The sequence below is a fragment of the Rhodococcus tukisamuensis NBRC 100609 genome, from assembly GCF_001894985.1.
Taxonomy (GTDB): domain Bacteria; phylum Actinomycetota; class Actinomycetes; order Mycobacteriales; family Mycobacteriaceae; genus Rhodococcus_G; species Rhodococcus_G tukisamuensis.
On the sequence record NZ_BCXG01000035.1, the window covers coordinates 1 to 26,311 of the forward strand.

At 70.5% G+C, this 26,311-nt stretch carries 27 protein-coding genes and 1 pseudogene; 12 read left to right on the top strand and 16 right to left on the bottom strand.

The window, feature by feature from the left end:
- Both RT2_RS23085 and RT2_RS23090 read right to left on the bottom strand, forming a co-directional pair.
- A pseudogene (locus tag RT2_RS23085) lies at positions 1-408 on the bottom strand (apolipoprotein N-acyltransferase); the annotation flags it as partial.
- Positions 409-436: 28 nt separating this feature from the next.
- On the bottom strand, positions 437-1,510 hold the full coding sequence (locus RT2_RS23090) for an alpha/beta hydrolase (RefSeq protein ID WP_083577567.1): 1,074 nt from the start codon (positions 1,508-1,510) through the stop codon (positions 437-439).
- 261 nt (positions 1,511-1,771) lie between these two features.
- On the opposite strand from RT2_RS23090, the gene RT2_RS23095 reads away from it, so the two are divergent.
- The 3 genes from RT2_RS23095 (at position 1,772) to RT2_RS23105 (ending at position 4,460) form a co-directional block, all read left to right on the top strand.
- The gene (locus RT2_RS23095) at positions 1,772-2,242 is read left to right on the top strand and encodes an NfeD family protein (RefSeq protein WP_072847152.1); all 471 of its coding nucleotides are present in this window, start codon (positions 1,772-1,774) and stop codon (positions 2,240-2,242) included.
- Positions 2,243-3,085: a slipin family protein gene (locus RT2_RS23100; protein WP_083577568.1), complete on the top strand. Its 843-nt coding sequence runs from the start codon at positions 2,243-2,245 to the stop codon at positions 3,083-3,085.
- A gap of 73 nt (positions 3,086-3,158) precedes the next feature.
- Positions 3,159-4,460, top strand: coding sequence for a glycoside hydrolase family 1 protein (locus tag RT2_RS23105; RefSeq protein WP_072847181.1), 1,302 nt, complete (start codon positions 3,159-3,161; stop codon positions 4,458-4,460).
- On the opposite strand, the gene RT2_RS23110 is transcribed toward RT2_RS23105, so the two are convergent.
- On the bottom strand, positions 4,420-4,929 hold the full coding sequence (locus tag RT2_RS23110) for an SRPBCC family protein (protein WP_072847153.1): 510 nt from the start codon (positions 4,927-4,929) through the stop codon (positions 4,420-4,422). The two genes, RT2_RS23105 and RT2_RS23110, sit on opposite strands and share 41 nt — an antisense overlap.
- 59 nt (positions 4,930-4,988) lie before the next feature.
- On the opposite strand from RT2_RS23110, the gene RT2_RS23115 reads away from it, so the two are divergent.
- A complete protein-coding gene (locus RT2_RS23115; protein ID WP_072847154.1) occupies positions 4,989-5,621 on the top strand; it encodes a LysE family transporter in 633 nt (210 codons plus the stop codon).
- Positions 5,622-5,637: 16 nt separating this feature from the next.
- Here the strand turns inward: RT2_RS23115 and RT2_RS23120 are convergent, their stop codons facing one another.
- The 4 genes from RT2_RS23120 to nadA all read right to left on the bottom strand — a co-directional run bounded on the left by RT2_RS23120 (position 5,638) and on the right by nadA (position 9,643).
- The gene (locus RT2_RS23120) at positions 5,638-6,051 is read right to left on the bottom strand and encodes a VOC family protein (RefSeq protein ID WP_072847155.1); all 414 of its coding nucleotides are present in this window, start codon (positions 6,049-6,051) and stop codon (positions 5,638-5,640) included.
- A gap of 66 nt (positions 6,052-6,117) precedes the next feature.
- Complete coding sequence (gene nadC / locus RT2_RS23125; protein ID WP_072847156.1) at positions 6,118-6,981, bottom strand: carboxylating nicotinate-nucleotide diphosphorylase; 864 nt, start codon at positions 6,979-6,981, stop codon at positions 6,118-6,120.
- A complete protein-coding gene (locus tag RT2_RS23130) occupies positions 6,978-8,549 on the bottom strand; it encodes an L-aspartate oxidase (RefSeq protein WP_092776256.1) in 1,572 nt (523 codons plus the stop codon). Before RT2_RS23130 ends, nadC begins: the two co-directional genes overlap by 4 nt.
- 56 nt (positions 8,550-8,605) lie before the next feature.
- Positions 8,606-9,643, bottom strand: a complete 1,038-nt coding sequence (gene nadA, locus RT2_RS23135; protein WP_072847183.1) for a quinolinate synthase NadA — start codon at positions 9,641-9,643, stop codon at positions 8,606-8,608.
- 78 nt (positions 9,644-9,721) lie between these two features.
- On the opposite strand from nadA, the gene RT2_RS23140 reads away from it, so the two are divergent.
- The gene (locus RT2_RS23140; RefSeq protein WP_072847157.1) at positions 9,722-10,471 is read left to right on the top strand and encodes an NUDIX hydrolase; all 750 of its coding nucleotides are present in this window, start codon (positions 9,722-9,724) and stop codon (positions 10,469-10,471) included.
- Between the two features lie 30 nt (positions 10,472-10,501).
- Here the strand turns inward: RT2_RS23140 and RT2_RS23145 are convergent, their stop codons facing one another.
- The 4 genes from RT2_RS23145 to bioB form a co-directional block, all read right to left on the bottom strand.
- Positions 10,502-11,548, bottom strand: a complete 1,047-nt coding sequence (locus RT2_RS23145; RefSeq protein ID WP_072847158.1) for a lipid II:glycine glycyltransferase FemX — start codon at positions 11,546-11,548, stop codon at positions 10,502-10,504.
- Positions 11,549-11,802: 254 nt separating this feature from the next.
- Positions 11,803-12,381, bottom strand: a complete 579-nt coding sequence (locus RT2_RS23150; RefSeq protein ID WP_245709433.1) for a DUF2567 domain-containing protein — start codon at positions 12,379-12,381, stop codon at positions 11,803-11,805.
- A gap of 730 nt (positions 12,382-13,111) precedes the next feature.
- Positions 13,112-13,384: a biotin synthase auxiliary protein BsaP gene (gene bsaP, locus RT2_RS23155; RefSeq protein WP_245709432.1), complete on the bottom strand. Its 273-nt coding sequence runs from the start codon at positions 13,382-13,384 to the stop codon at positions 13,112-13,114.
- Positions 13,371-14,384 carry a biotin synthase BioB gene (gene bioB / locus RT2_RS23160; RefSeq protein WP_072847160.1) on the bottom strand — a complete coding sequence of 338 codons (1,014 nt, stop codon included), beginning with the start codon at positions 14,382-14,384 and terminating at the stop codon, positions 13,371-13,373. Before bioB ends, bsaP begins: the two co-directional genes overlap by 14 nt.
- Before the next feature lie 148 nt (positions 14,385-14,532).
- Between bioB and RT2_RS23165 the strand changes: the two genes are divergently transcribed.
- Positions 14,533-15,120, top strand: coding sequence for a TetR family transcriptional regulator (locus RT2_RS23165; protein WP_072847185.1), 588 nt, complete (start codon positions 14,533-14,535; stop codon positions 15,118-15,120).
- 69 nt (positions 15,121-15,189) lie between these two features.
- Here the strand turns inward: RT2_RS23165 and RT2_RS26660 are convergent, their stop codons facing one another.
- The 4 genes from RT2_RS26660 to RT2_RS23180 form a co-directional block, all read right to left on the bottom strand.
- Positions 15,190-15,477, bottom strand: a complete 288-nt coding sequence (locus RT2_RS26660; protein WP_245709431.1) for an AMP-binding enzyme — start codon at positions 15,475-15,477, stop codon at positions 15,190-15,192.
- A complete protein-coding gene (locus RT2_RS23170; RefSeq protein WP_245709430.1) occupies positions 15,426-16,748 on the bottom strand; it encodes a class I adenylate-forming enzyme family protein in 1,323 nt (440 codons plus the stop codon). The genes RT2_RS26660 and RT2_RS23170 overlap by 52 nt, the downstream gene beginning before the upstream one ends.
- Positions 16,745-18,298 (bottom strand): acyl-CoA synthetase, encoded by a 1,554-nt coding sequence (locus RT2_RS23175; protein WP_072847161.1) that lies wholly within the window; start codon positions 18,296-18,298, stop codon positions 16,745-16,747. Before RT2_RS23175 ends, RT2_RS23170 begins: the two co-directional genes overlap by 4 nt.
- Positions 18,299-18,474: 176 nt before the next feature.
- Positions 18,475-19,107, bottom strand: a complete 633-nt coding sequence (locus tag RT2_RS23180) for a TetR/AcrR family transcriptional regulator (RefSeq protein WP_245709429.1) — start codon at positions 19,105-19,107, stop codon at positions 18,475-18,477.
- Positions 19,108-19,219: 112 nt separating this feature from the next.
- On the opposite strand from RT2_RS23180, the gene RT2_RS23185 reads away from it, so the two are divergent.
- From RT2_RS23185 to RT2_RS23205, 5 genes are all read left to right on the top strand, one after another.
- A complete protein-coding gene (locus tag RT2_RS23185; protein ID WP_072847162.1) occupies positions 19,220-20,827 on the top strand; it encodes a class I adenylate-forming enzyme family protein in 1,608 nt (535 codons plus the stop codon).
- A gap of 31 nt (positions 20,828-20,858) precedes the next feature.
- Positions 20,859-21,446 (top strand): peroxidase-related enzyme, encoded by a 588-nt coding sequence (locus RT2_RS23190; RefSeq protein WP_072847163.1) that lies wholly within the window; start codon positions 20,859-20,861, stop codon positions 21,444-21,446.
- Between the two features lie 127 nt (positions 21,447-21,573).
- Complete coding sequence (locus RT2_RS23195; RefSeq protein WP_072847164.1) at positions 21,574-23,010, top strand: HNH endonuclease signature motif containing protein; 1,437 nt, start codon at positions 21,574-21,576, stop codon at positions 23,008-23,010.
- Between the two features lie 226 nt (positions 23,011-23,236).
- Positions 23,237-23,584, top strand: a complete 348-nt coding sequence (locus tag RT2_RS23200; RefSeq protein WP_072847165.1) for a UBP-type zinc finger domain-containing protein — start codon at positions 23,237-23,239, stop codon at positions 23,582-23,584.
- 217 nt (positions 23,585-23,801) lie between these two features.
- Positions 23,802-24,977 (top strand): lipase family protein, encoded by a 1,176-nt coding sequence (locus RT2_RS23205; RefSeq protein WP_072847166.1) that lies wholly within the window; start codon positions 23,802-23,804, stop codon positions 24,975-24,977.
- Positions 24,978-25,086: 109 nt separating this feature from the next.
- On the opposite strand, the gene RT2_RS23210 is transcribed toward RT2_RS23205, so the two are convergent.
- Complete coding sequence (locus RT2_RS23210) at positions 25,087-25,659, bottom strand: dihydrofolate reductase family protein (RefSeq protein WP_072847167.1); 573 nt, start codon at positions 25,657-25,659, stop codon at positions 25,087-25,089.
- Positions 25,660-25,729: 70 nt separating this feature from the next.
- Between RT2_RS23210 and RT2_RS23215 the strand changes: the two genes are divergently transcribed.
- Complete coding sequence (locus RT2_RS23215) at positions 25,730-26,299, top strand: TetR/AcrR family transcriptional regulator (protein ID WP_072847168.1); 570 nt, start codon at positions 25,730-25,732, stop codon at positions 26,297-26,299.
- The last annotated feature ends 12 nt before the right edge of the window (positions 26,300-26,311 follow it).

The following is a 26,311-nucleotide window of genomic DNA, read 5'->3' on the forward strand; positions in this document are numbered from 1 at the left end:
GGGGTGGCGCCACTGGGTGGCGCCGAGCAGCGACCACGGCCCGCCGAGCCACTGCCAGGACCGGATCGTCTCGACCAGCACCCACCCGGCGGGCACCCCCACCACGGCGCAGGCCGCGCGGGGTCCGGTGACGGGCGCCCGCAGCAGCGCGCGGACGAGCACCGCCCACCCGGTCCACAGCAACGCGAGCGCACCGATGGCAAAGGGGAAGAAGAACACCAGGTTCGGCGCCAACCAGTAGAGGCCCGCGCCGAGGAAACCGACGCCGACCAACCATCCGAGCAGCGCGGCCTCACCGGGGGACGGCGCGGCCGCGATCAGGAGCAACAGCGGGACAAGCGCCACCCATGCCAGGACGGACAGGTCCGGTGCAGGGAAGGCCAGCGCCGGCAAGGCCCCCGCGGCCACCGCGGCCAGACGCGACGCCCACCGCGACTCACGAAATCTCGCGGGTCCCCGCCTCCCCCACGGCCAGGTGCGCGCGAACGAACTCGCCGACCCGCCCAATTGCGCGGCCGGCCTCCGGAACCCAGTCCGCCGCGGCATGGAAGACGTGGATCTGCCGGTCCCACACCTCGAGGGTGACCGGCACGCCCGCGGCGCTGAGGCGCTGCGCCATCAGTTCCGCGTCCGGGTACAGGATCTCGGTCGAGCCAACCTGGATCAGCACCGGCGGCAACGCGCCGAGGGCGGCGTCCACCGGCGAGACCCGGGGCGGGGACGACGGGTCGGCGTGACGCTCGGCCCGGTCCGCCAGAGCGGTCAGGACGGGCAGCACCGAGCGTGGGAACACCGGGCAGGCAGCGGCTTTCGGGTCGGCCAGCTTGGCCGTCGGGTCCATGTCCGTGAGCGGCGACAGCGCCACCAGCGCGGCCGGCTGCTGCAGGCCGCGCGCGTCGAGCTCGAGCGCGGTCGCGAACGTGAGGTAACCGCCCGCCGAGTCCCCGGCGATGGCGATGCGCTCGGGCGCGAAACCCTGTGCCAGCAGCCATCGGTACCCGGAGACCGCGTCGGCGACGGAGTCGGCGATCGTGTGCCTCGGCAGCATCCGGTAGTCGACGCTGAGCACGGCAGCCTTCGCGGCCGCGGAGACCCACGACTCCAGCCGGCGATGGGTGTTCAACCCGCAGACCAGGAACCCGCCGCCGTGCAGGTAGAGCACCGCGGACGCGTCGTCGACCGCGCCGGCCTCGAGCCACTCGGCGTCGCAGTGCGGCAGGCACACCCGGCGCCGCCGAACGTCGCGGACGGGCGGCAGGAAACGGGCGGCGAGGTCGACCAGACCCGCGGGCCACAGCGGCCCCGGACAGCGCGCCCAGAGCGCGATGAACGGCTTCACCGTGCATCGCACCGTCGCGGCGAGGACCTGCGACCGAAGGCTCGCGCCCGCCACGAACGTCGGCTCGGCGGCGGCCGCGATCGCCCGGGTCGCGGCGGGCTTGCGGCGCGGGCGCGCCCGCGCGCGAGCACCTTGGGCGGACCCTGCTGTCGACGTCGAATTCACGGACATCTTCGGCTCCCGGCATGTCTGGAACGAACACCTGATGCCGACCACGAGTGGCACGAACCAGGCACTGCCGAGACGCGAAGGGCAGCACCGACGATCGTACTTCGCGTAGATCACATTGACCAGAGTGGCGCGGGATGAACACGCAGGTCACAGCCCGATAAACGCGGTGGAGGACGGCGGTGGCGCACCCGTCGGCACACGCTTACGGTGGTTGGTGGAGGCCGCGCCGTGAGTGGGGCGGCCGAGTGCACGGGAGGGGCGATGGCCGCCCTGGGCGTACTTGCCTTGTTGCTCGGCGTGCTGCTGATCCTGGTGGAGGCACACGCCCCGACTGCCGGTGTGCTCAGCGGCATCTCGGTGCTCGCCATTGCCGCGGGCGTGTGGATGCTGTTCGTCGCCGGCGGCGCCGCCGAGACCCTGGCGGTGCCGATCGCCGCGGGCACCGCGGTCGTCGGCCTCGGCGTCACTGCGGTCGCGGGCCGCAAGGTGATCGCCGCCCGCCGCGAACCGGTGCGGGGCGGGGCACAGTCCCTGGTCGACCGCGAGGCGACGGTGACCAGTTGGTCCGGGTCGCAGGGCCAGGTGCAAGCCGACGGCGGCCTGTGGCGGGCCCGGATCGAGTTCGGCTACGACGCCGACCCGGCCCCCACTGCGGGCGATCCGGTGGTGGTGACGGGTGTGCACGGGCTCACCCTGGCTGTCCGCCGCGCGCAGCCATGGGAGGTGAGGTAAGTGACTGCACTCCTGGTCATCGTGGTGATTCTGGTCATCGCGGCCCTGGTCGTGCCCGGAACCGCGGTGCGGGTGCTGCGTGAGTACGAGCGGGCCGTCGTCTTCCGCCTCGGCCGGGCACTCGAGGTGAAGGGACCCGGCGTGGTGCTGCTGATCCCGGTGGTGGACCGGATGGTCCGGGTGGGCCTGCGCACGGTGACGCTGAAGGTCCCGGCGCAGGAGGTGATCACCCGCGACAACGTGCCCGCCCGGGTCACCGCGGTGGCCTATTTCCGGGTGCTCGACGCCGACCGCGCTGTCATCGAGGTGGAGGACTTCCTCGCCGCGACGATGCAGATCGCCCAGACCACGCTGCGGTCGGTCCTCGGCAAGGCGGAACTGGACACCCTGCTCTCCGACCGCGAACGCCTCAACGAGGACCTGCAGAAGATCATCGACCAGCAGACCGAGCCGTGGGGCGTCAAGGTCACCACCGTCGAGATCAAGGACGTCGAGATCCCCGAGAGCATGCAACGCGCCATCGCGCGGCAGGCCGAGGCCGAACGAGAGCGGCGCGCCAAGATCATCAACGCCGAGGGCGAGTTCCAGGCGTCCGCGAAGCTTGCCGAGGCCGCCGAGGTGATCAGCCGGAACCCGACGACACTGCACCTGCGCTACCTGCAGACGCTGCGCGAGGTCGGCGGCGAGCACAACTCGACGGTGATCTTCCCGTTGCCCATCGACCTGATCCGGCCCTTCCTCGACGCGAGCGCGCCGACCACGACGACGGCGGCTGCGTCGACGGCGTCGCCCGCGCGGCTGAACTCTGACCATTCCGGGGACAGTCCGCCGACCCGGACCTAGCCTGCTGTTCGTGCCCCGACTCCGGTTTCTCCGAAGCCCCGCAGCGGTCCGAACCGTCGCCCTCGTCCTCGCCCTGGCAGCGGCGCCGCTGATCGCCGCGGCGCCCGCGCAGGCCTCCCCGACCGACCTCGGCTCGGGCTTCGAGTGGGGCGTCGCGACCTCCGGGTTCCAGGCCGAGGGTCCCCCGCCGGACAGCAACTGGTCGCGGTACGTCGCGGCCGGCAAGACGCACGACGAGTACGGCTCCGGACCGGACTTCCGGCACCGCTACGTCGAGGACATCGCCAATGCGGCCGCGATGGGCGTGCAGGTGTTCCGGTTCTCCGTCGAGTGGGCACGGGTCCAACCCGCGCCCGGGGTCTGGGACGAGGCCGAGTTCGCCTACTACGACGACGTGGTCCGGCAGGTCCGCGCCCACGGCATGCGGCCGATGATCACCCTCGACCATTTCGTCTACCCGGGCTGGGTCGCGGACCGCGGCGGCTGGTCTGACGAGGGCACCGTCGACTCCTGGCTGGCCAACGCCGAGCGGGTGGTCCGGCGCTACGCCGGCGACGGGACCAACTGGATCACGTTCAACGAGGCGACCGTGTTCCTGCAGAAGGAGCTGACGTTCGGCGGGATCTCCCTGGCCGCGGCGCCGCAGATGCTCGACCGCATGGTCCGAGCACACCGCGCCGTCTACGACCTGATCCACCGGGTGGACCCGGCGGCACAGGTGTCGAGCAATGTCGCGTACATCCCCGCGGCGATGGGCGCGATGGACGGGATGTTCGCCGACCGGGTCCGCGACAAGCTGGACTTCGTCGGGATCGACTACTACTACGGCGTCTCGCTCGACAACATCACCGCCGCGAACGCGGTCACCGACGCGTTCTTCGACATCCGCCCGCAGCCGGACGGCATCTACCACGCCGCGATGTACTACGCCCGCAAGTACCCCGAGCTGCCGATCTACATCGTGGAGAACGGCATGCCCGGCGACGACGGCAAGGACCGGCCGGACGGCTACACCCGGTCGGACCACCTGCGCGATCACGTGTACTGGCTCGGCCGCGCCCAGGACGACGGCGCCCGCGTGATCGGCTACAACTACTGGTCGATCACCGACAACTTCGAGTGGGGCACGTACCGGCCCCGGTTCGGCCTGTACACGGTGGACGTGTTGACCGACCCGACGCTGACCCGCCGACCCACAGACGCGGTCGCCGCCTACCGCGACATCATCGCCGCGAACGGGCTGCCGGACGACTACCGCCCGATGGCACGGCAGTCGGTCTGCTCACTGGTCGACCCGCCGAAGAGCTGCCTGAACCCGCCCGCTGTCCCGGGTGTCAGCGATACCGGCTCTGCAGCATCGACAGGGTCGAGGTGATGCCCTCGCCGTTCTTCGCCGGAAACCCGGTGAGCTCGAGCATCTTTGCGAGCCCAGCCGACGAGTAGTCGAACACCTCGGTGACCCGGGTCCGCGGCGAGGCTGTCCCCGCCCCGGCCTCCGGCGCGGCTGTGCCACCGGTCGCGGCCTCCGGCTCGAACTCCCAACGCCACCGGTGCCCGAACGGGTGCCGCCACTCGATCAGCCGGCCCTCCTCGAAGGCCGTGACCCTGGAGGTGATCCGGTACGGGAAGCCGTACATCCGCATCGACACCGTGAACTTGTCGCCGAGTCCGAGCCGGTCCGGGCTCGACACCGCCCCCAGCACGGTTCCCGAGCCGTCCAGGTCACCGTGCCTCCGCGGGTCGGCGAGCTGGTCGAACAGTTCGGCGGCATCGGCATCCACGACGGCGCTGCGGGCAACCTGGCGTGGACCGCGGTCGACGGTGACGACGTCATCTGTGGCCATGCGGTTCAAGATACGCCTGGTTCGAGACGCGCCGGGGCGGTGACATATCGTCTCGGCTCATGGCATGGCAGGTGTGGTTGGCGTTCTTCGGCGCGGCGTGGGTGATCAGCCTCTCGCCCGGCGCCGGCGCCATCGCCTCGATGTCGTCCGGACTGAACCACGGTCTGCGGCACGGCTACTGGAACATCGTCGGGCTGCAACTGGGCCTGCTGCTGCAGATCCTGATCGTCGCCGCCGGCATCGGTGCGCTGCTCGCGAGTTCGGCGCTGGCCTTCACGGTGATCAAGTGGTTCGGCGTCGCCTACCTGGTCTACCTCGGCGTCCGGCAGTGGCGGGCTGCGCCCACCGAGGTGTCCGCCGACACCGAGGGACGCGGCCGGTCCGCGGCCGCGCTGATCGCGCGCGGGTTCCTCGTCAACGCGAGCAACCCGAAGGCCGTCGTGTTCATGCTCGCGGTGCTGCCGCAGTTCCTCGACCCGGCTGCGCCCCTGGCCCCGCAGTACGCGGCCATCGCCGCCACCATGGTCGCGGTGGACGTGATGGTGATGACCGGGTACACGGGGCTGGCGGCGCGGGTGCTGGCCGTCATGCGGTCACCGCGGCAGCAGCGCGTCACCGGCCGGGTGTTCGCCGGCCTGTTCTTCGCGGCCGCCGCATTCCTCTCGCTGGTGCGCCGAGGCACGACGGTGTGACGCGGGTGCGCGCCGCTCAGACGGCGGGACCCCCGATGTTGACCATCCAGCCGATCCCGAACCGGTCGTTGCACATGCCGAACTCGTCGCCCCACATCTGCTTCTCCAGCGGGACCAGAATCTCCCCGCCGTCGGTGAGCTTGTCCCAGTAGCCGCGCAACTCGTCGCCGTCGTCGCCGCTGAGACTCACGGTGATGTTGGTGCCCGGGTTGTACGCCATGCCCTCCGGGGTGTCCGCGCCCATCAGGGTGAATCCGCTGGGGGTCTCGAGCTTGCCGTGCATGATCAGGTCGGCGTCCGGACCGTCCTTGTCGCCGTACTCCCCGATGGTGGTCAGGGTGAGGGTGCCGCCGAAGACGCCCTTGTAGTACTCCATCGCCTCGCGGGCGTTGTCGGTGAAACTGATGTACGGGTTGAGACGAGAGGCCATCACGATCTCCTTAGCTCATGGGCACTTCAGCTCTGCAGCAAGGTACGGCTCTCACCCTAACGCGGCCTACATGTCCAGGCCGAGGTCCAGAACAGACACCGAGTGGGTGAGCCCGCCGACCGCGAGGTAGTCCACCCCGGTCCGGGCGAAGTCCGCGGCGACGTCGATCGTCAGCCCACCCGACGACTCGAGCCTCGTGCGCGGGGACTTCGTGTCCCGTCGCTGCACCGCGGCCTGCGTCTCCCACAGCGCAAAGTTGTCCAGGAGCACCAGGTCGACGCCCTCGGCCAGCACCTCGTCGAGCTGAGCGAGGCTGTCCACCTCGACCTCGCACTCGATGTCCGGTGCGGCGGCCCGGACGGCCCGCAGCGCGGCGACCACCGAGCCGGCGGCCGCGACGTGGTTGTCCTTGATCAGGGCGGCGTCGCCGAGACCCATCCGGTGGTTGACCCCGCCGCCCATCCGGACCGCGTACTTCTGCAGCGACCGCAGGCCGGGCAGCGTCTTGCGGCTGTCACGGATCTGGCAGTCGGTGCCGGCGACCTCGTCCACCCAGGCGGCGGTCGCCGTGGCGATCCCGGACAGGTGGCAGACCAGGTTGAGCATGGTGCGTTCGGCGGTGAGCAGCCCGCGGGTCGGCGCCAGCACGGTGAGCGCGGACTCCCCCGCCTCGATCCGGGCACCGTCGGCGACCCTGCCGAGCACCTCGTAGTTGCCCACTCCGAGCACCTCGTCGAGCACCAGCAGGCCCACGTCGAGTCCGGCGACGGTCCCGGCCGAGCGGGAGACCATGGCGGCCTTCGCGACGGCGTCGGCGGGCACGGTCGCCGTCGAGGTTACGTCGGGTCCGTACCGCAGGTCCTCGTCCAGCGCGACCCGCACCAGGGTGCGGATCTCCTCGAGGTCCAGTCCGTCGGGCAGTGTGGTCATCGTGCTCCTGTCAGGGTCAGGTCGGGGGTTTCCAGGGCACCGGACGCGCCGCGGCGCACCTCGATGCTGCGGCGCCAGCTCTCGGCCGGCTCCGGGTGGTCGCGGCGGGTGTGGGCACCGCGAGTCTCGGTCCGGGCCCGCGCGGCGAGCACCAGCGCGGACGCCGTCTCGGTCAGCGCGGCGTCCTCGAGGTCGGCGGTGGTCGCCGGCACCCGGTCGGGTGCCTCGGCGAGCGTGGCCGCGGCGATGGCCAGGCCGTCGCCGTCGCGGACCACCGAGGCGTGGGTGGTCATGGCGGACTGCAGTGCCGAGCGGTCCGCCGCGGCCTCGCGCGGCAGCGCCGCGTCGGTGACCTCGACCCGGACCCCGGCCCGTTCGGTCGCCGCCGCGCCGGCCCGCTCGCCGACCACGAGGCCCTCGAGCAGGCTGTTGGACGCCAGCCGGTTGGCGCCGTGCAACCCGGTGCGGGCCGCCTCGCCCGCCGCGTACAGGCCCGGTACCGCGGTGCGCCCGTGCACGTCGGTGACGACGCCGCCGCAGGAGTAGTGCGCGGCCGGGGCGACCGGGATCAGCTGGTGCGCCGGGTCGATTCCGACGGCCAGGCAGGACGCCGTGACGGTCGGGAAGCGCTCGGCGAATCCGCGCAGGTGGCGGGCGTCGAGGTAGACGTGGTCGGTGCCGAGCCCGCGCATCCGATCCGCGACCGCCCGCGACACCACGTCGCGTGGTGCCAGGTCGCCGAGCGGGTGGACCCCGGCGGTCACCGAGTTCCCCTCGGCGTCGACGAGTCTCGCGCCCTCGCCGCGGACGGCCTCGCTGACCAGTGGCCGACGCCCGACCCCGCCGGGGGTGAACAGCACGGTCGGGTGGAACTGGACGAACTCGAGGTCGGCGACGGCGGCGCCGGCGGCCAGCGCGAGCGCGACCCCGTCGGCGGTGGCGCCGGGCGGGTTGGTGCTGCACGAGTAGAGCTGACCGAGCCCGCCGGTGGCGAGCAGCACGGCGGGCGCATGGACGACGCCGACGGCGGTGCCGTCGACACCGTTGTCGGACAGGACGATCAGCCCGGTGACCCCGCGCTCGTCGGTGACCACCCGCGCGGCCGCGGCACCGAAGAGCACCGGCAGGCCCGCCGCGTTGAGGGCGCGCTGCACCTCGGCACCGGTGGCGTCGCCGCCGGCGTGGATGATGCGCCGGACACTGTGCCCGCCCTCACGGGTGCGGGAGACCGCGCCGTCCCGGCCGAGGTCGAACACCGCCCCGAGGTCGGTCAGCGCCGCGACGGCGGCGGGACCGCCCTCGACGATCGAGCGGACCGCGGCCTCGTCACACAGACCGGCGCCGGCCTCGACGGTGTCCGCGACGTGCCCGGCGACCGAGTCGTTCTCGGGCGCGACCACCGCGATCCCGCCCTGCGCGTACTGGGTCGCGGTGTCGGTGGGGCCGCCCTTGCTGACGGTGAGCACCCGCAGCCCACGCAACGACGCGGTGCGGGCCGCGGTCAGTCCCGCGACTCCGCCGCCGACGACGACCAGGTCGGCGTGAGCCTCCCAGCTCGCGCCCGGCACGGCCGTCGCCCCGCGCACATCCCCCGTCGCCTCGCTCGCCCCGCGCCGCGGGGTCACTACTCGCCGCCGCCCGGGTTGCCGATCTCGATCATCCGCTGCACGGACTTGCGGGCGCGCTCGGCCATCTCCAGGTCGACGTGCACCTCGTCCTTGCCCTCCACCAGGCAGCGCAGCAGCGCGGCCGGGGTGATCATCTTCATGTACGGGCAGGACGCGCGGTCGTTGACGGCCTGGAAGTCGATCTCGGGCGCGGCCTTGCGCAGCTGGTGCAGCATGCCGACCTCGGTCGCGACCAGCACCTGCTTGGCGTGGCTGGCCCGGGCGGCGTCGAGCATGCCGCCGGTGGAGAGGATCTTGACCTTGTCCTCGGGCACGAAGCCCTCGCCGGCGAGGTAGAGCGCCGAGGTGGCGCAGCCGCACTCGGGGTGCACGTACAGCTCGGCGTCCGGGTGCGCCTTCGACTGGGCAGTGAGCTCGTCGCCGTTGATCCCGGCGTGCACGTGGCACTCACCCGCCCAGATCTGCATGTTGGTGCGGCCGGTGACCCGCTTGACGTGTGCGCCGAGGAACTGGTCCGGGAGGAAGAGCACGTCCCGGTCCGGGTCGATCGAGTTGACCACGTCGACCGCGTTCGAGGAGGTGCAGCAGATGTCGGTCAGGCCCTTCACCTCGGCGGTGGTGTTGACGTAGGACACCACCAGCGCGTCCGGGTTGTCGGCCTTCCACTCGCGCAGCTGCTCGGCGTTGATCGAGTCGGCCAGCGAGCAGCCGGCCCGCTCGTCCGGGATCAGCACGGTCTTGGTGGGGCTGAGGATCTTGGCGGTCTCGGCCATGAAGTGCACGCCGCAGAACACGATGGTGTCCTCCGGGGCCTCTGCCGCGATGCGCGAGAGGGCGAGCGAGTCCCCGACGTGGTCGGCGACGTCCTGGATGGCGGGCAGCTGGTAGTTGTGCGCCAGCAGTGTCGCGCCGCGTTCGCGAGCCAGACGCTTGACCTCGGCGGCCCACTCCGGGGTCGCCTCGACTCCGGTGTACCCACCGGGGCCGTCCTGGATCTGCGAGGTCAGTCCCTCCCACAACGTCGTGCTCGTCATGGCGTTCTCCTTCACCGTGAACCCGGACGGGCTGGCCCGGATTTCCACTGTCGAGGTTTTCGTCTTAGAATCGAAAACGTGCCCAATAGTAACACCATCCACGAAGTGCTCACCGCGGTGTTCCAGGTTCGCCCCGTCCCCGACGCCGTCTCCGCAGGTGACGGGCCACACACCGGCCGAGGTGACGGCCAGCACAACGGCGGCGGCGAGGAACTCTCCGTGCTGCTGTGGCAGCGCGCCCTCGACCCCCAGAAGGGCACCTGGTCGCTGCCCGGCGGAGTGCTGCGCGACGACGAGGACATGACCACCTCCGCGCGCCGTCAGCTCGCCGAGAAGGTCGACGTCCGCGACGTCGCGCATCTCGAACAGCTGTCGGTGTTCAGCGACCCGCAGCGGGTGCCCGGCTGCCGCCTGATCGCGTCCACCTTCCTGGGACTGGTCCCCCTGCCCGCGGACCCGGACCTGCCGCCCGACACCGCCTGGCACCCGGTCTCGGCGCTCCCGGAGATGTCGTTCGACCACGGCGTCGTCGTCGAGCATGCCCGGGCCCGGCTCGCGGCCAAGCTGTCCTACACCAACATCGCCTTCGCCCTTGCCCCCGCGGAGTTCTCGATGTCGGAGCTGCGCGACATCTACTGCGCCGCACTGGGCTACCAGGTGGACGCGACCAATCTGCAGCGCGTCCTCAAGCGCCGCAACGTGCTCACCGCGACCGGCCACACCGCGCCGTCGGGGCGGGCGGGCGGCCGTCCACCCGCGCTGTACCGGTTCACCGACTCGGGTCTGCGGATCACCGACGAGTTCGCCGCGCTGCGACCGCCGGCCTGAGGCGCCGACGACGCCTGCCGGGTGCGGGCCTCAGAGGAAGTGTCTCCGCCGCACGAGCATCGAGAGCCGCTTGCACTCGCGTTCCATACCGCCGTGCCAGAGCCGGGTCTTCCAACCGTTCAGCGGGATGTCGTAGGCGCCGGTGTAGTCGGTGACCTCCTTGTTGAAGGTCCGCTTGAACTTGCCGATGCCGTAGAAGTAGTTGTCGGGATTGTCCGCCTCGGCCGAAGGCGGGGTGCCGCACATGTCGTACTCGGTCGCCCCGGCCTCCATGGCCCAGCGAATGACCTCCCACTGCAGCGCGTGGCCGGTTCCGTGCGAGCCCAGCCCGTTGACGCTCGCGTCGCCGGACGTCTTCCGGATCGATCCACCTTGCAGTCCAAGAGATTTGGTGCCGATCTTGACTTCGAAGGAACAGGCGAGGACCTCGTCGCCGATCTTGGCGAAGAACATCTGACCGTTCCCACTCTCGGCGTACCGGCGGTAGACGAATCGGCAGTACTCGCGGCTTCGGACGCCGAACCGACCGTTCCCGGTCGCCGCCAGCATGTCGTACATCGTGTCGCAGTTCGCGTCGGTGCTCGGCACCCGCTCGACCACGACGCCGTCGCGCTGTGCCCGCTTGATCGCGCGGCGTGCGTTCTTACTGAAGCCGGCGAGCACCTCCTCCTCGGTGCCGGACAGGTCGAGGACCACCGTGTACTGGTTGGGGGTGAACATGCCCGCGGGAACGTATCCCTCGGCCTGAAATCGTGACTTCACTGCGTCGTCGACCTTCAGCCGAGGATCGATACGCAGTGCGAATGCACCCTGCTCGGCGGCGTAAGTAGCAAGCACCTTCGCCTTCGGCAGCACCTCGTCCAGGGTCGCCCCGGACGGACCACTCGGCACGATCCAGATCGGCCCGAGTAGCGGTACGTCCTTCACATGCACCGTCACCGCGTCGTCACCGACGAAGAGGTACCGGATCGAGTACCCGAGAGTTTCCTTCGCCTTGGCGTTGTCGAGGCCACGCCACACGTCGCCGCCGTCGCGGGCCGCGACGACGAACTCGTCCCAGCGCGCAATCTCCGACACGTCCGCGGATCGAACCGCGGACAACTCCAAACCTGACCCTCGTTGCGGCATGACGCCCCCCTGTGCCGAGCAGTTTCGGGCAGCAGAACTACCCCCCTGCGACACATGATGTCTTCCGCTTGCGCATTGCGAGGCGATTCAGTTGCAGGTTCGACCGGTCGAATGACCAGCGTCACCGGGTCTGAGGGGGTAGGCACGAGTGGGCACCGCGAGCCGTGAACTTCGGCCCGGGGCGGTTGTTCGTCGCGGTGCGGTTACGGGAGCGTCGGCAAGGAGGAGGCGTCGGCGGGTGCACCCTCGGCGCCGGTGGCGCCGCTCCCCGAGACCCCGAGGTCGTCGCGGGGACTGAGCGAGACCAGCATCAGGTAGACCATGGCCGCCGCGAACGGCTGCAGGATCAGGGCCATCGGCGTACCCAGCGCGGGCGTCGCGGACACGATCTGCCCGACCTCGACGTTGTCGAGCGGCGGGTAGCGCAGGTTCGTCACCGCCAGGCCGACCAGGGCCATGGTCGCGGCCCCGACCGCGGACCCGATCAGCAGGCCGGCCAGCACAATCGGACCACGCACCGGCCGCCACAGCCAGACCGCCACCGCGGACAGCACGCCCACGATCAGCCCGATGCACAGCAGCAGCGCGACGGCGTCGAACCGGTGCAGGCTCTCGGAGGTCAGCGACGCCGCACCGTTGGTCGTCACCAGGAAGTGCTCGGCCGGGGCGAGCAGCCCCCACACCGCGCCACCGAGCGCACTGACGCCCACGAGCGCCACCACGGTGCGGGCGGCGGCGCGGACCTCCGGCCTGCGGGTACCGCTGTCTACTGCTGTTGTCACGTCGCACACCCTAGTTGGTGACGCCCCACCACAGCCGAGTCGGCGAGGCCGCTCTGTCGCGGACCGCGGCGACGTATCGTCGGGAAGATCCTGTCGTGCCGGCCGCGGGTCGGTGAACCAGGCACCGCAGTCCTCTCTGCCGAGGTTGCACCCCCGTCGACGCGTGGAGGAGCCTGCGTCATGGCATCGGTTGACACACCGCCGCGAGAACGCGGCGCCCTGGCCGGACTGATCGTCCGCCACCCGCTGGCGTCGTACTTCGTCATCGCCTACCTCCCCGCGTGGCTCGCGCGGTCTCAGTTCGTGCCGTCACGGGACGGCAGCGGATGGCTCCCGTTCCACGCCACCTACCCGTACCTGGTGTCGGTCGGACTCGGGACCTTCGGACCGGCGCCGGCCGCCGTCGTGGTGATCTGCGTCCGCGAGGGCGACGCCGGACTGCTCGCGTTCCTCCGGCGAATCGTGTTGTGGCGGGTCGGCTTCCGCTGGTGGGCGTTCGCGATGCTCAGCTTCCCGATCACCGCGACCCGTCGGCTGCCTGCTGGCGGCGTTCAAGATCTTCCCCACCGTCAGCGAACTGACCTCGTTCGGCGGCCTGCGGCTGTACATCGGCCCGGCCGCCGGCTTCTGGTTGTTCGCGATCGCGGTGATCGTCGGCAGCCGGGGCCGGCTCGGACTCCCGGCGGGGACCCGGCCACCGGGGGCCCCGGTGGACCGAGACCAGCTGCCGTCAGCGCAGGCCCAGTAGCGCCGAGTCGAGCACCCCGTGCCGCGAGCACTTCGCCCACCAGCCGTCGGGGCTGATCTGCACGATCATCCGCCGGCCGCAGTCCTCGCAGAACCGCGGCGGCTCGAGACCGAGCTGCGCGGCGGCGGGCGTCGTGTCCTCGACCCCCGGCACCAGCCGCAGCCCCGTGAACGGGTTGTACCGCTCGGGGAACTCCTGGTCCGCCTCGATCGCCGCGGCGACGGGCCCGGCGGGTGCCGGCTCAGAGGGTGTCATTGAACGCCTTGATCGGCATCGACAGCTCGCCGAGCAGGTCCAGGTCCGCCTCGGCCGGACGGCCGAGCGTGGTCAGGTAGTTGCCGACGATGACGGCGTTGATGCCGCCGAGGATGCCCTGCTTCGCGCCGAGGTCGCCGAGGGTGATCTCCCGGCCGCCGGCGAACCGGAGAATGGTACGCGGCAGCGCGAGCCGGAAGGCGGCGATCGCACGCAGCGCGTCCGAAGCCGGCAGCACCTCGAGGTCACCGAACGGGGTGCCGGGGCGCGGGTTCAGGAAGTTCAGCGGCACCTCGTCGGGCTCGAGTTCCGCGAGGTTCGCGGCGAACTCGGCGCGCTGTTCGAGGGTCTCCCCCATGCCGAGGATGCCGCCGCAGCAGACCTCCATGCCGGCCTCGCGGACCATCCTCAGGGTGCCCCAGCGCTCCTCCCAGGTGTGGGTGGTGACCACGTTCGGGAAGTGCGACTTCGAGGTCTCGAGGTTGTGGTTGTAGCGGTGCACGCCCATCGCGGCGAGCTGGTCCACCTGCTCCTGGGTGAGCATGCCGAGCGAGCAGGCGATCTGGATGTCCACCTCGTTGCGGATGGCCTCGATGCCGGCGGCCACCTGGGCGAGCAGCTTCTCGTCGGGTCCGCGGACGGCGGCGACGATGCAGAACTCGGTGGCGCCCGACTTCGCGGTCTGCTTGGCGGCCTCGACCAGGCTGGGGATGTCGAGCCAGGCGGCGCGGACCGGCGAGGCGAACAGGCCCGACTGCGAGCAGAAGTGGCAGTCCTCGGGACAGCCGCCGGTCTTGAGGGAGATGATGCCCTCGACCTCGACCTCGGGGCCGCACCACTTCATCCGGACGTCGTGGGCGAGCGCGAGCAGCTCCTCGAGCCGGTCGTCGGCCAGCTCGAGCACGGCGAGCGTCTGCTCCTGCGTCAGCCCTTCGCCGCGCTCGAGGACCTGGTCACGGGCGATCTCGAGGATGTCGGTACGGACGGCGGCCTGGGTCACTGGGAACTCCTCGGAACTGGGACTGGGCAGGTTCGGCGCGGGAACTTGAACACCGTACAAGTTGAACGGCGTTCAGGTTAGGTTCGTGGTGGAATGGTGTCAACCACGGCGCCGGTTACCGGCCGACAGACCCAGGGAGATGTGCACGGTGCAGCTACGCAGGAAGGACGTGCTGGACGGCGCGATCGCGATCCTCGACGAGTACGGCCTCGGCGACCTCACGATGCGCCGGCTGGCCACCTCGCTCGGCGTCCAGCCCGGGGCGCTGTACTGGCACTTCCCCAACAAACAGACCCTGCTGGCCGCCATCACCGACCAGATGCTGGCCGGGGTGTCCGCCGCGCTGGATTCCCCGGAGTGGGATGTCCGGCTGCGGACCCTCGCGCACCGGATGCGTGACGGCCTGCTCGCCCACCGCGACGGCGCCGAACTGGCGGCGGCGTCGTACGCGGCGCGCCTGGCCACCAACGACGCGCACGCCACCGTGACGGCGTCCTGCGTGGCGGCCGGGCTGCCCGCCGACGAGGCCCCGCTCGCCGCCGACACCCTGCTCTACTACGTCCTCGGCCAGACCATGGACGAGCAGTCCCGGATGCAGATGGACTCGCACGGCGCGCTGACCGAGGAGGCGTCGCCGATGTACGAGAGCCCGCACGGCACAGCACGATTCGACTACGGACTGAGCCTGTTCGTGGACGGCGTGCGCAGCCGGCTGCGCACGCCCGTCGCCGACTAGGCACTTCGTGCTCGTGCGTGGTTGACGGGTCCTTCGGACCCGTCAACCACGCACGAGTGGCGCAACCGCCTAGCGCGGTTTCAGCGCGACCTTGCGGATCTTGCCGGCCGGCGTCATCGGCAGGGACTCGACCACCTCGATCCGGTCGGGCACCTTGTACTTGGCCAGCGTGGCCCGGCACATCTCGACCAGCCGCTCGGGGTCGACCTCGGCCCCCGGCGCCGGCACCACGAAGGCATACCCGGTCTCCCCGAAGGTCTCGTCGGGCACGCCGATCACCGCGCACATCGCCACCGTCGGATCGCTCACCAGCACGTTCTCCACCTCGGCCGGGTAGACGTTGAAGCCGCCCCGCACGTACATCTCCTTCTGGCGGCCGAGCAGGACGACGTGCCCGTCCTCGGAGATCGACGCGACGTCGCCGGTGGCGAGCCAACCGTCGGGGCGGAACGCACCGCGGACTCGTCCGGCAGCTGCCAGTAGCCGGCGGCGACGCACGCGCCCCGGACCTGCAGCTCACCGGCCTCGCCCGGGGGCAGGGGCACGTTCCGATCGTCGACGACGCGGCCCTCGAAGTCGCCGGTCATGGTGCCGATGCTGCGGCCGACAGTCTCCAAGGAGTCCCCCGGCGGCGAGATGACGCAGGCGCCGGACGTCTCGGACATGCCGTAGAGGTTCGCGATCCGGACCCCCTCGAACGTCGCCGCCACCTGTGCCGCCAGCGCCGGCTCGAGGTTCGACCCACCCACCACGCACAGCCGCACGCTCGACATGTCCGCGATGGCAAGCGATTCCGCTGCCAGCACCATCTTGTACATGGTGGGGACGCCGACGAACATCGTCACCCGGGTGCCGGCCATCGCGTCGACCACCAGGTCCGGGTGGAATCTCGGCAGCAGGGCGACGGCGCCCCCGGTGGCGAGAGTCGAGCCCAGCGTGCAGGTCAGTCCACCGACGTGGTTGAACGGCATGACGCCGAGAATCACGTCCGCGGCCGTCTGCCCGAACCGCTCCACCTGCGCGGCGGCCGAGGCGATCAGGCTGCGATGGGTGAGGGTGGCGCCCTTCGGGGTCCCGGTGGTCCCGGAGGTGTAGAGGATCACCACCGGGTCCGCGGGCCGGATCATCGCCGCGGCACGCGCCAGCAGTTCCGGATCGGGTTCGGCGGCCGCGAGGTCCGCCCACCGCCGTCCGCCCGGGACCTCGTCCCCGCCGAGGAACACGATGTGCTCGACCGTCGGGATGTCGGGCCTGAGCCCGTCGAGGAAGGGGCCGAACTCGAATCCGTTCGACTCCGCGTCGCAGACCAGGGCCCGGGCCCCCGACTGCGTGAGCATGTGGGTGAACTCGCGCTCCCGGTAGACGACGTTGAGGGTGACCAGCACCGCCCCGATCTTCGCCGCGGCGAGGTACGCGACGATCCAGTCCGGCGAGTTCGCCGCCGCGATCGCGATCCGGTCCCCGTGGCCCAGGCCCAACCGCAGCCAGCCGGTGGCGACGCGGTCGGACCGTGCGTCGATCTCGGCGTAGCTCAACGCCTCACCGCCGAAGTGCACGAAGGCGGAGTCCGGGGCGGTCGTGACCCGGTCGGCGAGCAACGCCGGAATCGTGGAGGCCGGCGCGGTCATCGCGCTGCCACCATCGCGCCGTCGGACCAGTTCGCACGCAGTTCGCGTTTGAGGATCTTGCCGGTGGCGGTCCTGGGCAACTCGTCGACGAACACGACGGCGCGAGGACACTTGAAGTGCGCCAACCGTTCCCGCAGCCAGGAGATCAGCTCGTCCCCGCCGACCTGCTGACCGGGCTTGCAGACGACGACGGCGGCCACCGCCTCGCCCCAGGTCTCGTCGGGGACGCCGATCACCGCGACCTCCGCCACCGCCCGGTGCCGGTAGAGCTGCTGCTCGACCTCCGCCGGGTAGACGTTCTCGCCGCCGCTGATCACCATGTCCTTCTTGCGGTCCACGATCGTGTAGTAGCCGTCCTCGTCACATCGCGCCAGGTCGCCCGAGTGGAACCAGCCGTCCCGCAACGCCTCCCGGGTCGCGTCGGGCTTCTGCCAGTAGCCGGCGAAGATGTTGGGCCCCCGCATCACCAGCTCCCCGACCTCCCCGACCGGGACGTCGCGGCCGTCGTCGACGATGCGGAAGTCGACGTGCAGCACCGGCCGGCCGATGGAACCGGCGTGGGTGACCACGTCGTCGGCGTCGAGCACCGCGGCGATCGGGGAGGTCTCGGTGAGCCCGAACCCCTCGGTGAAGGTGATGCCGCGACCGCGCAGCGCCTCGATGAGCACCACCGGGCAGGGCGCGCCGCCGGAGATGGTGAACTTCAGCGAACCGAGGTCCCGGTCGCCGATGCTCGCGGCGTTGTCGATCGCCGCCCACATCGCGGGGACACAGAAGGCGACCGTGCCCCGGTGCTGCTCGACGGCGTCCAGCCAGGCCTCGGGCGCGAAGGACTCGAGGATCACCGACGTGGCACCGAGGTAGAGCATGGGCAGGGTGAAGATGCCGAGCGCACCGATGTGGAACATCGGGGCCGAAGTGACGTTCACGTCGCGGGGGGTGAGGCCCTCGGCGATCGAGAAGTTGTGGACGGCGTTCCACAGGAAGTTGCCGTGGGTGAGCATCGCCCCCTTGGGCCGGCCCGTGGTGCCGGACGTGTACATCACCACGCACAGGTCGTCGTGGCCGATGTCGTACTCGACGCGGGCGGGGTCGCCGGAGGCCAGCAGCGCGTCGTACGCGGAGCGCTCCCCCGCGACGCGCTGCGCGGCAGAGCCGATCTCGACGGTCTCCCGCACGTAGGTGCCGTCGGCGGCGTCGTGCACGGTCGCGGTGAGCTGCGCGGAGTGGAAGACGATGCAGGCGCCCGAGTCCTGCAGGATGTAGCGCATCTCCGGCGCGCTGAGCCGGTAGTTCACCGGGACCGTGACGGCGCCGAGCTTCGCGGCGGCGAAGAGCACCTCGAGCATGTGCGGGCTGTTGAAGGTGATCAGCGCGACGCGGTCGCCCTTGCGCACACCGCGCTGCCGCATGGCGTCGGCCAGCGCGTTGGTGCGCCGGTCGAGCTCGCCGAAGGTGAGGGCCGCGCCGGTGTCGGCGTCGACGAGCGCCGTTCGATCCGGCCTGCGCAAGTGGTGGATCGACGGCCAGTTGCCAATTCCATTGTCCATCAAGGCTTCCGATCAGTGTGGTGATGGGCGTCACAGGTGGCGGACGTGCCGCCACTGTAGGCCAACCCCACGGGGCAAGCAAGCATGATTGCTTGTTTTGGATTCCGGCCACACCCCCGGCAGGCCCGACCCCGGATCGACCTCGGCCAGGCGCTTCGCGCTCGTACGCGGCTGCCTCACGCCGGCAGCGACTTGATGCCCCGCAACTGCACCGCCCACACCGCCGCGATCCTCGCCCGGCGTGCCGAGTCGTCGGCGAGCACGTCGGCCAGGCCGAGGCCGCGCGCGAGGTCGAGCGTCGCCTGGATCATCCGGTGCGTGTCCGGGTCCGAGTCGTCCGCGCGAAGCAGCCGGACCGCGAGGTCGTGCACGGCGCGGGCAAACTTCCGCTCGAGCGGGAGGACGTGCTTCCGGAGTTCCTCGTCGGCGCCGGCGACGGTCCACACCTGCAGCGCAGCCTTGAACAGGGTGCCGGAGTAGTAGTCGAGCAGCAGCCCGACCACGTGCTCCTCGCGCCCCTCGTCCTCGACGAACCGTCCCAGCTCCTCGTCGACCTGACGCACCCGCTGGTCGAACATGTAGTCCAGCGCCGCGATGATCAGGTCCTCGCGCGTCGGGAAGTGGTGCTGCAGCGCGCCGCGACTGGTGCCGGCGGCGTCGGCGATCACGCCGACAGTGGACGCGTTCCAGCCCTTCGTGGCCAGGCACTGCACCGCGGACTCGAGGATTTTCCGCCGAGTCGACCGGCTCCGCCGCTCCTGCCCGGTGATGCTGTCGTCGCCGGGGAGGCCGTCGTCGGAATTCGTCACGAAGCCAGATGTTAGCCGACGGACTCAAACAAGCAGGCATGCTTGCTTGCGTGTTTGGGCACTGCTAGCGTCGCCCGGAACGTCAGTGTGACGGCCACCACAGAGGAGTGCCATGCAGCCCGATCTCGCCGGAATCCCGCCCGTGCACGTCAATCTCGCCACCCGGGCGGTGGTCGGCGACGCCCTCACCCGCACCGCGCAGATGTTCGGGGCACGCACGGCCGTCGTCGACGGCGGACGCGAGGTGACGTACCGAGAGCTCGACGAGACGTCCAACGCTCTGGCGCACGCACTGCTCGACACCGGCCTCACGCGCCAGCAGCCGGTCGCGATGTTGATGCGCAACACCTGGCAGTTCGTCGCCACCTACTTCGCCTGCGCCAAGTCGGCGCTGGTCGCGATGCCGGTGAACATCGCCCTGTCGCCCGACGACATCGCCTGGATCCTGCGGGACGCAGGCGTCACGACAATCGTTGCCGACGCCGCCGCGCTGCCCCTGCTCGAGACGTTCCTGGCGGGCGAGCACCCCGAGCTGACCGTCGTCGCCGTGGGCGAGAGCGCCCCCGGCACCGTCGGCGACCTGGACGTGATCGACTGGGACGAGTTCGCCGCGCGCGGCTCCCGGACCGCCGTCGAGGTGATCGTCGAGGACCGCGACACCGTCCAGTGCCTCTACACCTCGGGCACCACCTCCCGCCCCAAAGGCGTTCTCGTCAGCCATGTCTCGGTACTGGTCGGCGGCATGACCAACGCCCTGCAGATCGGGCACAGCTGGGGCGCCGACCCCTCCACGCTGGTCAACGTCCTGCCGCTCTTCCACACCACCGCCCTGAACACCCTCGTCCTGCCGGTGCTCTTCACCGGCGGCGCGGTGGTTTTGCACGCACAGTTCGACCCCGCCGCGATCCTCGCGGACATCGAGCATCACTCGGCGACGCATCTGATGCTGCTGCCGATCATGTACCGAGCGCTCATCGCCGCCCGCGGCGAGATCGGCGCCGGTCTGCCGTCGGTGCGGCGCGCCGTCTACGCGATGGCGCCGATGCCGGCCGAACTCCTCGACCAGGTGGACGAACTGTTCCCGAATGCCTCGGTGATCCTGGGCTCCGGGCAGACGGAGGTGGTGCCCGCGACCGTCCTGCAGTGGGAAGAGCATCGTCACACCAAGGCCAACTCCTGGGGTCCGGCGACCCCGACGGTCCGGATCGGCATCATGGACTCGGAGGGATCGCTCGTCCCCGACGGCGACACCGGCGAGATCGTCTACCGCGGACCGCACGTGGCGAGCGGCTACTGGAACAACCCCGACGCCAACCGGGCGGCCTTCGCCCACGGCTGGTTCCACAGCGGCGACATCGGGCACCTCGACGACGAGCAGGTGGTCTGGTTCACCGACCGGCTCAAGGACATCATCAAGTCGGGCGGTGAGAACGTCTCCTCCGTCGACGTCGAGCGGGTGGTCACCTCCGCACCCGGCGTGGCCGAGTGCTCGATCGTCGGTGTGCCCGACCAACGCTGGGGCGAGGCGGTGTGCGCCGTGGTCGTGGCGAACGACCCCGCGGCCGTCGACGACGAGTTCGCCGCACGGGTGATCGCGCACGCCAAGTCGAACCTCGCCGGGTTCCAGGTACCCAAACGCGTCGTGGTCGTGGACTCGTTGCCCAAGACCGCGACCGGCAAGACCCGCAAGCACGCGCTGCGCGCCCAGCTCGCCAACTGAACCCGGCACCCCCGAAAGGTCCCACGGCCCCATGGAATCCACCGATCGCCAGTTCTTCCCCGTCCCCGAGATCGCGGACCTGCCGGGCGGCATGCAGTCGCTCTTCGCGAAGGCGGAGGCCGAACTCGGTTTCGTGCCCAACGTCTTTCGTGCATACGCGCACCGGCCCGAACGCTTCTCCAGTTGGTTCTCGCACTACCGACAACTAAACGAGCCGACCGAGACGCTGAGCCTGGCGGACCGGGAGATGATCGCGGTGGTCGTGTCCAACATCAACGGCTGCACGTACTGCCTGGTCTCCCACACCCACGCGCTGCGCGTCGAGCTCGGCGACGTCGTGAAGGCCGATCAAATCACGTTCAACTGGCGCCACGCCGGACTGGACGATCGCCAGCGCGCCATCTGCGGGTACGTCGAGAAGCTCACCAAGGACCCGGCGACCGTCGAGCGCTGCGACCTCGAGGCCCTCTCGGCCGCCGGGCTGACCGATCAGGACATCTGGGACGTCGTCGAACTCGCGTCGATGTACGCGTTCACCAACCGGATGTCCCTGGCGATGGGCCACACGCCCAATGCCGAGTACCACCACCACGACCGGGCGGTCGACACGTCCAACTGAGCGGTCGAGCCTGCGGCTCGTGCGCACTTTTTGCCCCCAGGGCAACCAAAAGCACTCACGAGCCGCAGGCCGTTCAGCAGGCGAAACATCATTGTCATCGAATGTGCGTGCGAGTAGAATTTGGTGTATGAAACTCGACGCCAGGCTCACCGACCCCGCCCGGGTCGAGGCATGGCGACTCGACGAAACCGAGATTCTGGCGGCGGTGCCCGAGCTGGTTCAGGACATGCGCAGACGCGACGCCCTCCTCGTCCGACTCGTCCACGAGGCCGACCAAAGGTGCCTGCCCGAACACGCCGGCGCCGCCGACACCACCGCCTGGCTCGCCGGCGCCACCCGGATGCACCGTGCCCGCGCCGCCCAGATCGTCCGCCTCGCCCGCGAGCTCCCCCTGCACCCGCATGTGGCCGACGTGCTGGACGAGGGACGGATCGAACTCGGGCACGTGCAGGTGATCGTCAACTTCCTCGATCGCCTCGCGAAGCTCACCAAGGACTTTCAGGTCGAACCCGCGGAAACGGACTGGGAACACCCCGACCCCAACAGCGGCCGGGCCGACGACTGCGAGGCCTACCTGCTCATCGCCGCCCAGGTCGACGACCCCACACAACTCCGCAACAGGGCCCGCGAACTGGAGATCATCTTCGAACGCGACAGCGACCTGCCGTCCGACGCAGAGAACCCCGAACTCAACGAGTTCCACGCCAGCGCCACCCTGGGCGGTCGGGTGCTCGTGAAGGGCAGTTTTGACGCCGAGACCGGCGAAGCCCTTCAGACCGCCCTCTCGGGACTGTCCAAGCCGCACCCGAGCACCGACGAGGATGGCCACCCGATCCGCGACCCCCGCACCGCCGCCAAGCGCCGCGCCGACGCGTTGGAGCAGATCATCCGCGGCCACCTCGACAACGCACGCGGACCGATGGAAGGCGGCGAACGACCCCACGTCACCGTGACCATCGACGTCGACGCACTGAAGGACGCGGTCGCCGCAACGGCGCCGACACCCGCGACCGGGGCCTGGTCCGGGAACGACTGGGACTACCACTCCGACAACGCAACCGGCCCAGTCGGCGGCGAACGCCGCGACGGCTGTTCAGACGTCCGGCCCCCTCGGCACTACCGCCGACGCCGCCACGCCACCATGCCCTGGGCCGGCCCAGTCTCCGCGGCCGTCGCCGCCCGCATCTCCTGCGACGCCCAGGTCACCCCGATCTTCGTCGACCGAGAAGGAAACCCACTCGACGTCGGCCGCACCACCCGCATCATCTCCCCGAAACTACGGAAAGCGCTGGTCGCGAGGGACTGCGGCTGCGCCTTCCCCGGCTGCGGCCGACCCGCCGCCTGGACCGACGCCCACCATATTTGGCATTGGTCCAAGGGCGGCCCGACCGCACTGTCCAACCTGGTACTCCTCTGCAAGAAGCACCACACGATCATCCACAGGAACCACTGGGCCGTGCAGATCGAATCAGACGGCCACCCGTGGTTCACCCCACCCGCCTGGGTAGACCCCTTACGAAGACCGAGGCCGGCCCACAACCGGCGCGCAATCCACGGAGCCTGACCCGCAGGCACAGACCCGGTACGTCACCAAGCGATGACCTGCACCACCACAACCGGACCGGTTGCGGCCGAGACACACTCGTCCGCAACCGGTCCGCGCCGCATCAAGGGTGGATCCGGTCAGCTCCACGGCATGCCCCACCGGCCGACCACCTGTCGGCCGACCACACTGCCGCCACGCCCGCCAGCGGTTGTGCCCAAAGCCAACAGGGCGTTTCATGTCAGGGGTGAGCGAATCCACCGGGATCGACCCCACCGCCGCACCCAGCGGCACCGGCTGCGCCGAGTGCCTCGATCTTGACGGCTGGTGGTTCCACCTTCGCCGCTGCGCCCAGTGCGGCCACATAGGCTGCTGTGACAGCTCCCCCGGCCGGCACGCCACCCGGCACGCCGAGGCCACCGGGCATCCGTTGATCACCAGCTTCGAACCCGACGAGGACTGGTACTACGACTACCGGGACCAGCAGATGTACGAGGGTCCCGCGCTGGCGCCGCCGCGACACCACCCGCTGGACCAGCCCACACCCGGACCAGCTGGGCGGGTGCCTCCCGACTGGACCGAACAACTCCACTGACCGACCCCGGCATCCCCCGGCACACGGACGGCGCCTGAACCACGCGATGCCGCTCGGCAGTCGCCCGATCCCGACCGCGGCACCGCCTGAGCGGGCGCCCGTGAACACGGAAATCCCGCCGGACCGCCACACTGATTCACGTCGTGACCTCTCGTTCTTCCCCGCATGGAGTCCAGTGCGTCCACACTGAGGTAACGACATCAGCCGAAGGGGCAGGATGACGCCAACTCAGGGTCGCCGACATCGCCCGAGGCTTCGCCCGAGGAGTCGCGTCGCGATCGCGATCGCCGTCGCGCTCACCGCGGGCCTGCTCGCCGTCCCCGCTCAGGCGCGGCCCGCCCCACCGCCCGCCGCGGTCCAGGACGGACCCGGCAGCGTGGTCACCACCACCCCACTGTCCGGGGACGCGGTGCCGGGCGGCGTCGCTCACGCGTCGGTGCTGAAGTACCGGACCACCGGCCCGCAGAACGCGCCGGCGCTGAGCACCGGCGCTGTGTTCGTGCCGCCCGGAAACCCGCCGCCCGGCGGGTGGCCGGTGATCTCGTGGGCGCACGGGACGGTCGGGATCGCCGACGCCTGCGCCCCGACCGTGTCCGGGAAGATGGTCGGCCCGTACCTGCAACGGTGGCTGGCCCAGGGGTATGCCCTGGTGGCAACGGATTACGTGGGACTCGGCACTCCGGGCGTGCATCCCTACCTGGACGGCCCGTCGGAGGCGCACAGCGTGATCGACATGGTACGGGCGGCCCGCGCCGTGACGCCGTCGCTGTCGGATCGGTGGGTGGCGCTCGGCCAGTCGCAGGGCGGGCAGGCCGCCATGGTCACGGCGTCGATCGCGACCACCTACGCCCCGGAGCTGGACTACCGCGGCGTCGTCGCGACCGGCGTCCCGGCAAACCTGGACCGGCTCGCGCCACTGGTCGGACCGGGATTTCCGGAACTTCCGCTAGAGGGAACCACGGTGTTCATCGCGTATGTCCTCGCCGGTCTGCGTGCGGCGCAACCGAACCTGGGGCTCGACAGCTACCTGAGTCCGGTCGGCCTCCGGGTCCTCGATCAGGTGCAGTCGCTGTGCTACGCGGACGCCGCTCCCCTGCTCGCGGGCATCTCGATCGGCGACCTGATGGCCCGCCAGTTGGACGATCCCGTGGTGCTCGACGCGGTGCGCCAGTCGCTGCACGTGCCCGCGTCCGGCTACGACCGGCCGGTGTTCCTGGGGCAGGGCCTGCTCGACACGATGGTGCCCGCACCGTTCGCGCTGACCCTCGCCGCGGAGATGGCCGTCAACCGTCAGGACATGGTGTTCCGGACGTATCCGGCGGGCCACATCGAGACCATGCTGGCGGCGCAACCGGAGGCGATGAACTTCGTGCGCGGACTGTTCGGCGGCTGACCGTGGCGCGCGCGCCACGGTCGTCGACGTCGCATCGCTACCACCCTCCCCGTTCCGTCGAGTCTGTCACGCGGTCGCGGCCGAACCAGGAGACCGGCGACCCGGCCGCTCAGCGCCGCCGCGCGTACTCGACGACGGCAACCCCGGAGTCGAAGGTGCGGATGTCCACCACGTCGAACGTGCCGGGCTGGTACGCGCCGGCCGCGAACAATGGGATGCCGGCGCCGAACAGCACCGGATGACGTTTGATCACGAGGCGGTCGACCTCGTCGACGAGTTGGCCTGCCAGCCGACCGCCGCCGCACAACCAGATGTCCGCGCCGGGTTCCTGTTTGAGCTCACGCACCACATCGACGGGGTCGGCATCGGTCACGACCAGATTCTCGGCCTGGGCGCGGCGGCTGCCGGAGAACACGATCTGACGCAGGTGGCGGTACGGGCTGGTCCCGCCCGGCCCGTCCAGGCCGACGGCGTAGGTGTTCCAACCCATGAGGACGGTGTCGAACCGGGTCCCGGGCTGGGCGACGCCGAGGTGCTCGGCCGCCGCCGTGGGGAGCGCGTCTGCGTACCGCACGAGATCGCCCATGTGGTCCCCCTCCATGAGGAACGCATCGAACTGACCGTCCGGACCGGCGATGTACCCGTCCAGGCTGACGGCGACGTAGTACACAAGTTCACGCATTTCCACTCCAATCACTTCAGCTGTAGTGGTTAAAGTACAACAGGTGTAGTGATTCGGCTAGGATTTCTCCATGGCACGCAACGACGAGCGCCGGAACCTGCTGGCCGACGCCGGCCTGAGAGTCCTGGCCGACGAGGGTGCGCGGGGGCTCACACACCGCGCGGTCGATCGCGCCGCCGACGTCCCCCTGGGGACCACCTCGAACTACTTTCGCAGCCGCGACGCCCTCGTCGCCGGGCTGGTGGAGCGCATCGGCGAACGGTTGACGCCGAGCGAGGACGTGCTCGCGTCGCTGGCCGACCGGGAGCCGAGCCGTGAGTTGTTCGCCGACTACGTGCGCTACATCGTCCGGCGGCTGACCGAGAATCGCGAGGTGACGTTGGCGCTCTTCGAGCTCCGGCTCGAGAGCAGACGACGCCCCGAGGTCGCCGAAATGCTCTCGCACTGGGGACGATCGGGCTTCGAGGCGGACGTGGCCTTCAACACCGCGGCCGGCCTGCCCGGCGGTGCCCGCGAGATCGCGCTGCTGCACTACGCCGTCGACGGGCTCGTCTTCGATCGCCTCACCACGCCACTGATGCCAGACCGGTCGACCGACGAGATCATCGACGACCTGGTCGCCGGCCTACTCCCGCGGTGAGCCGCGCTCGAC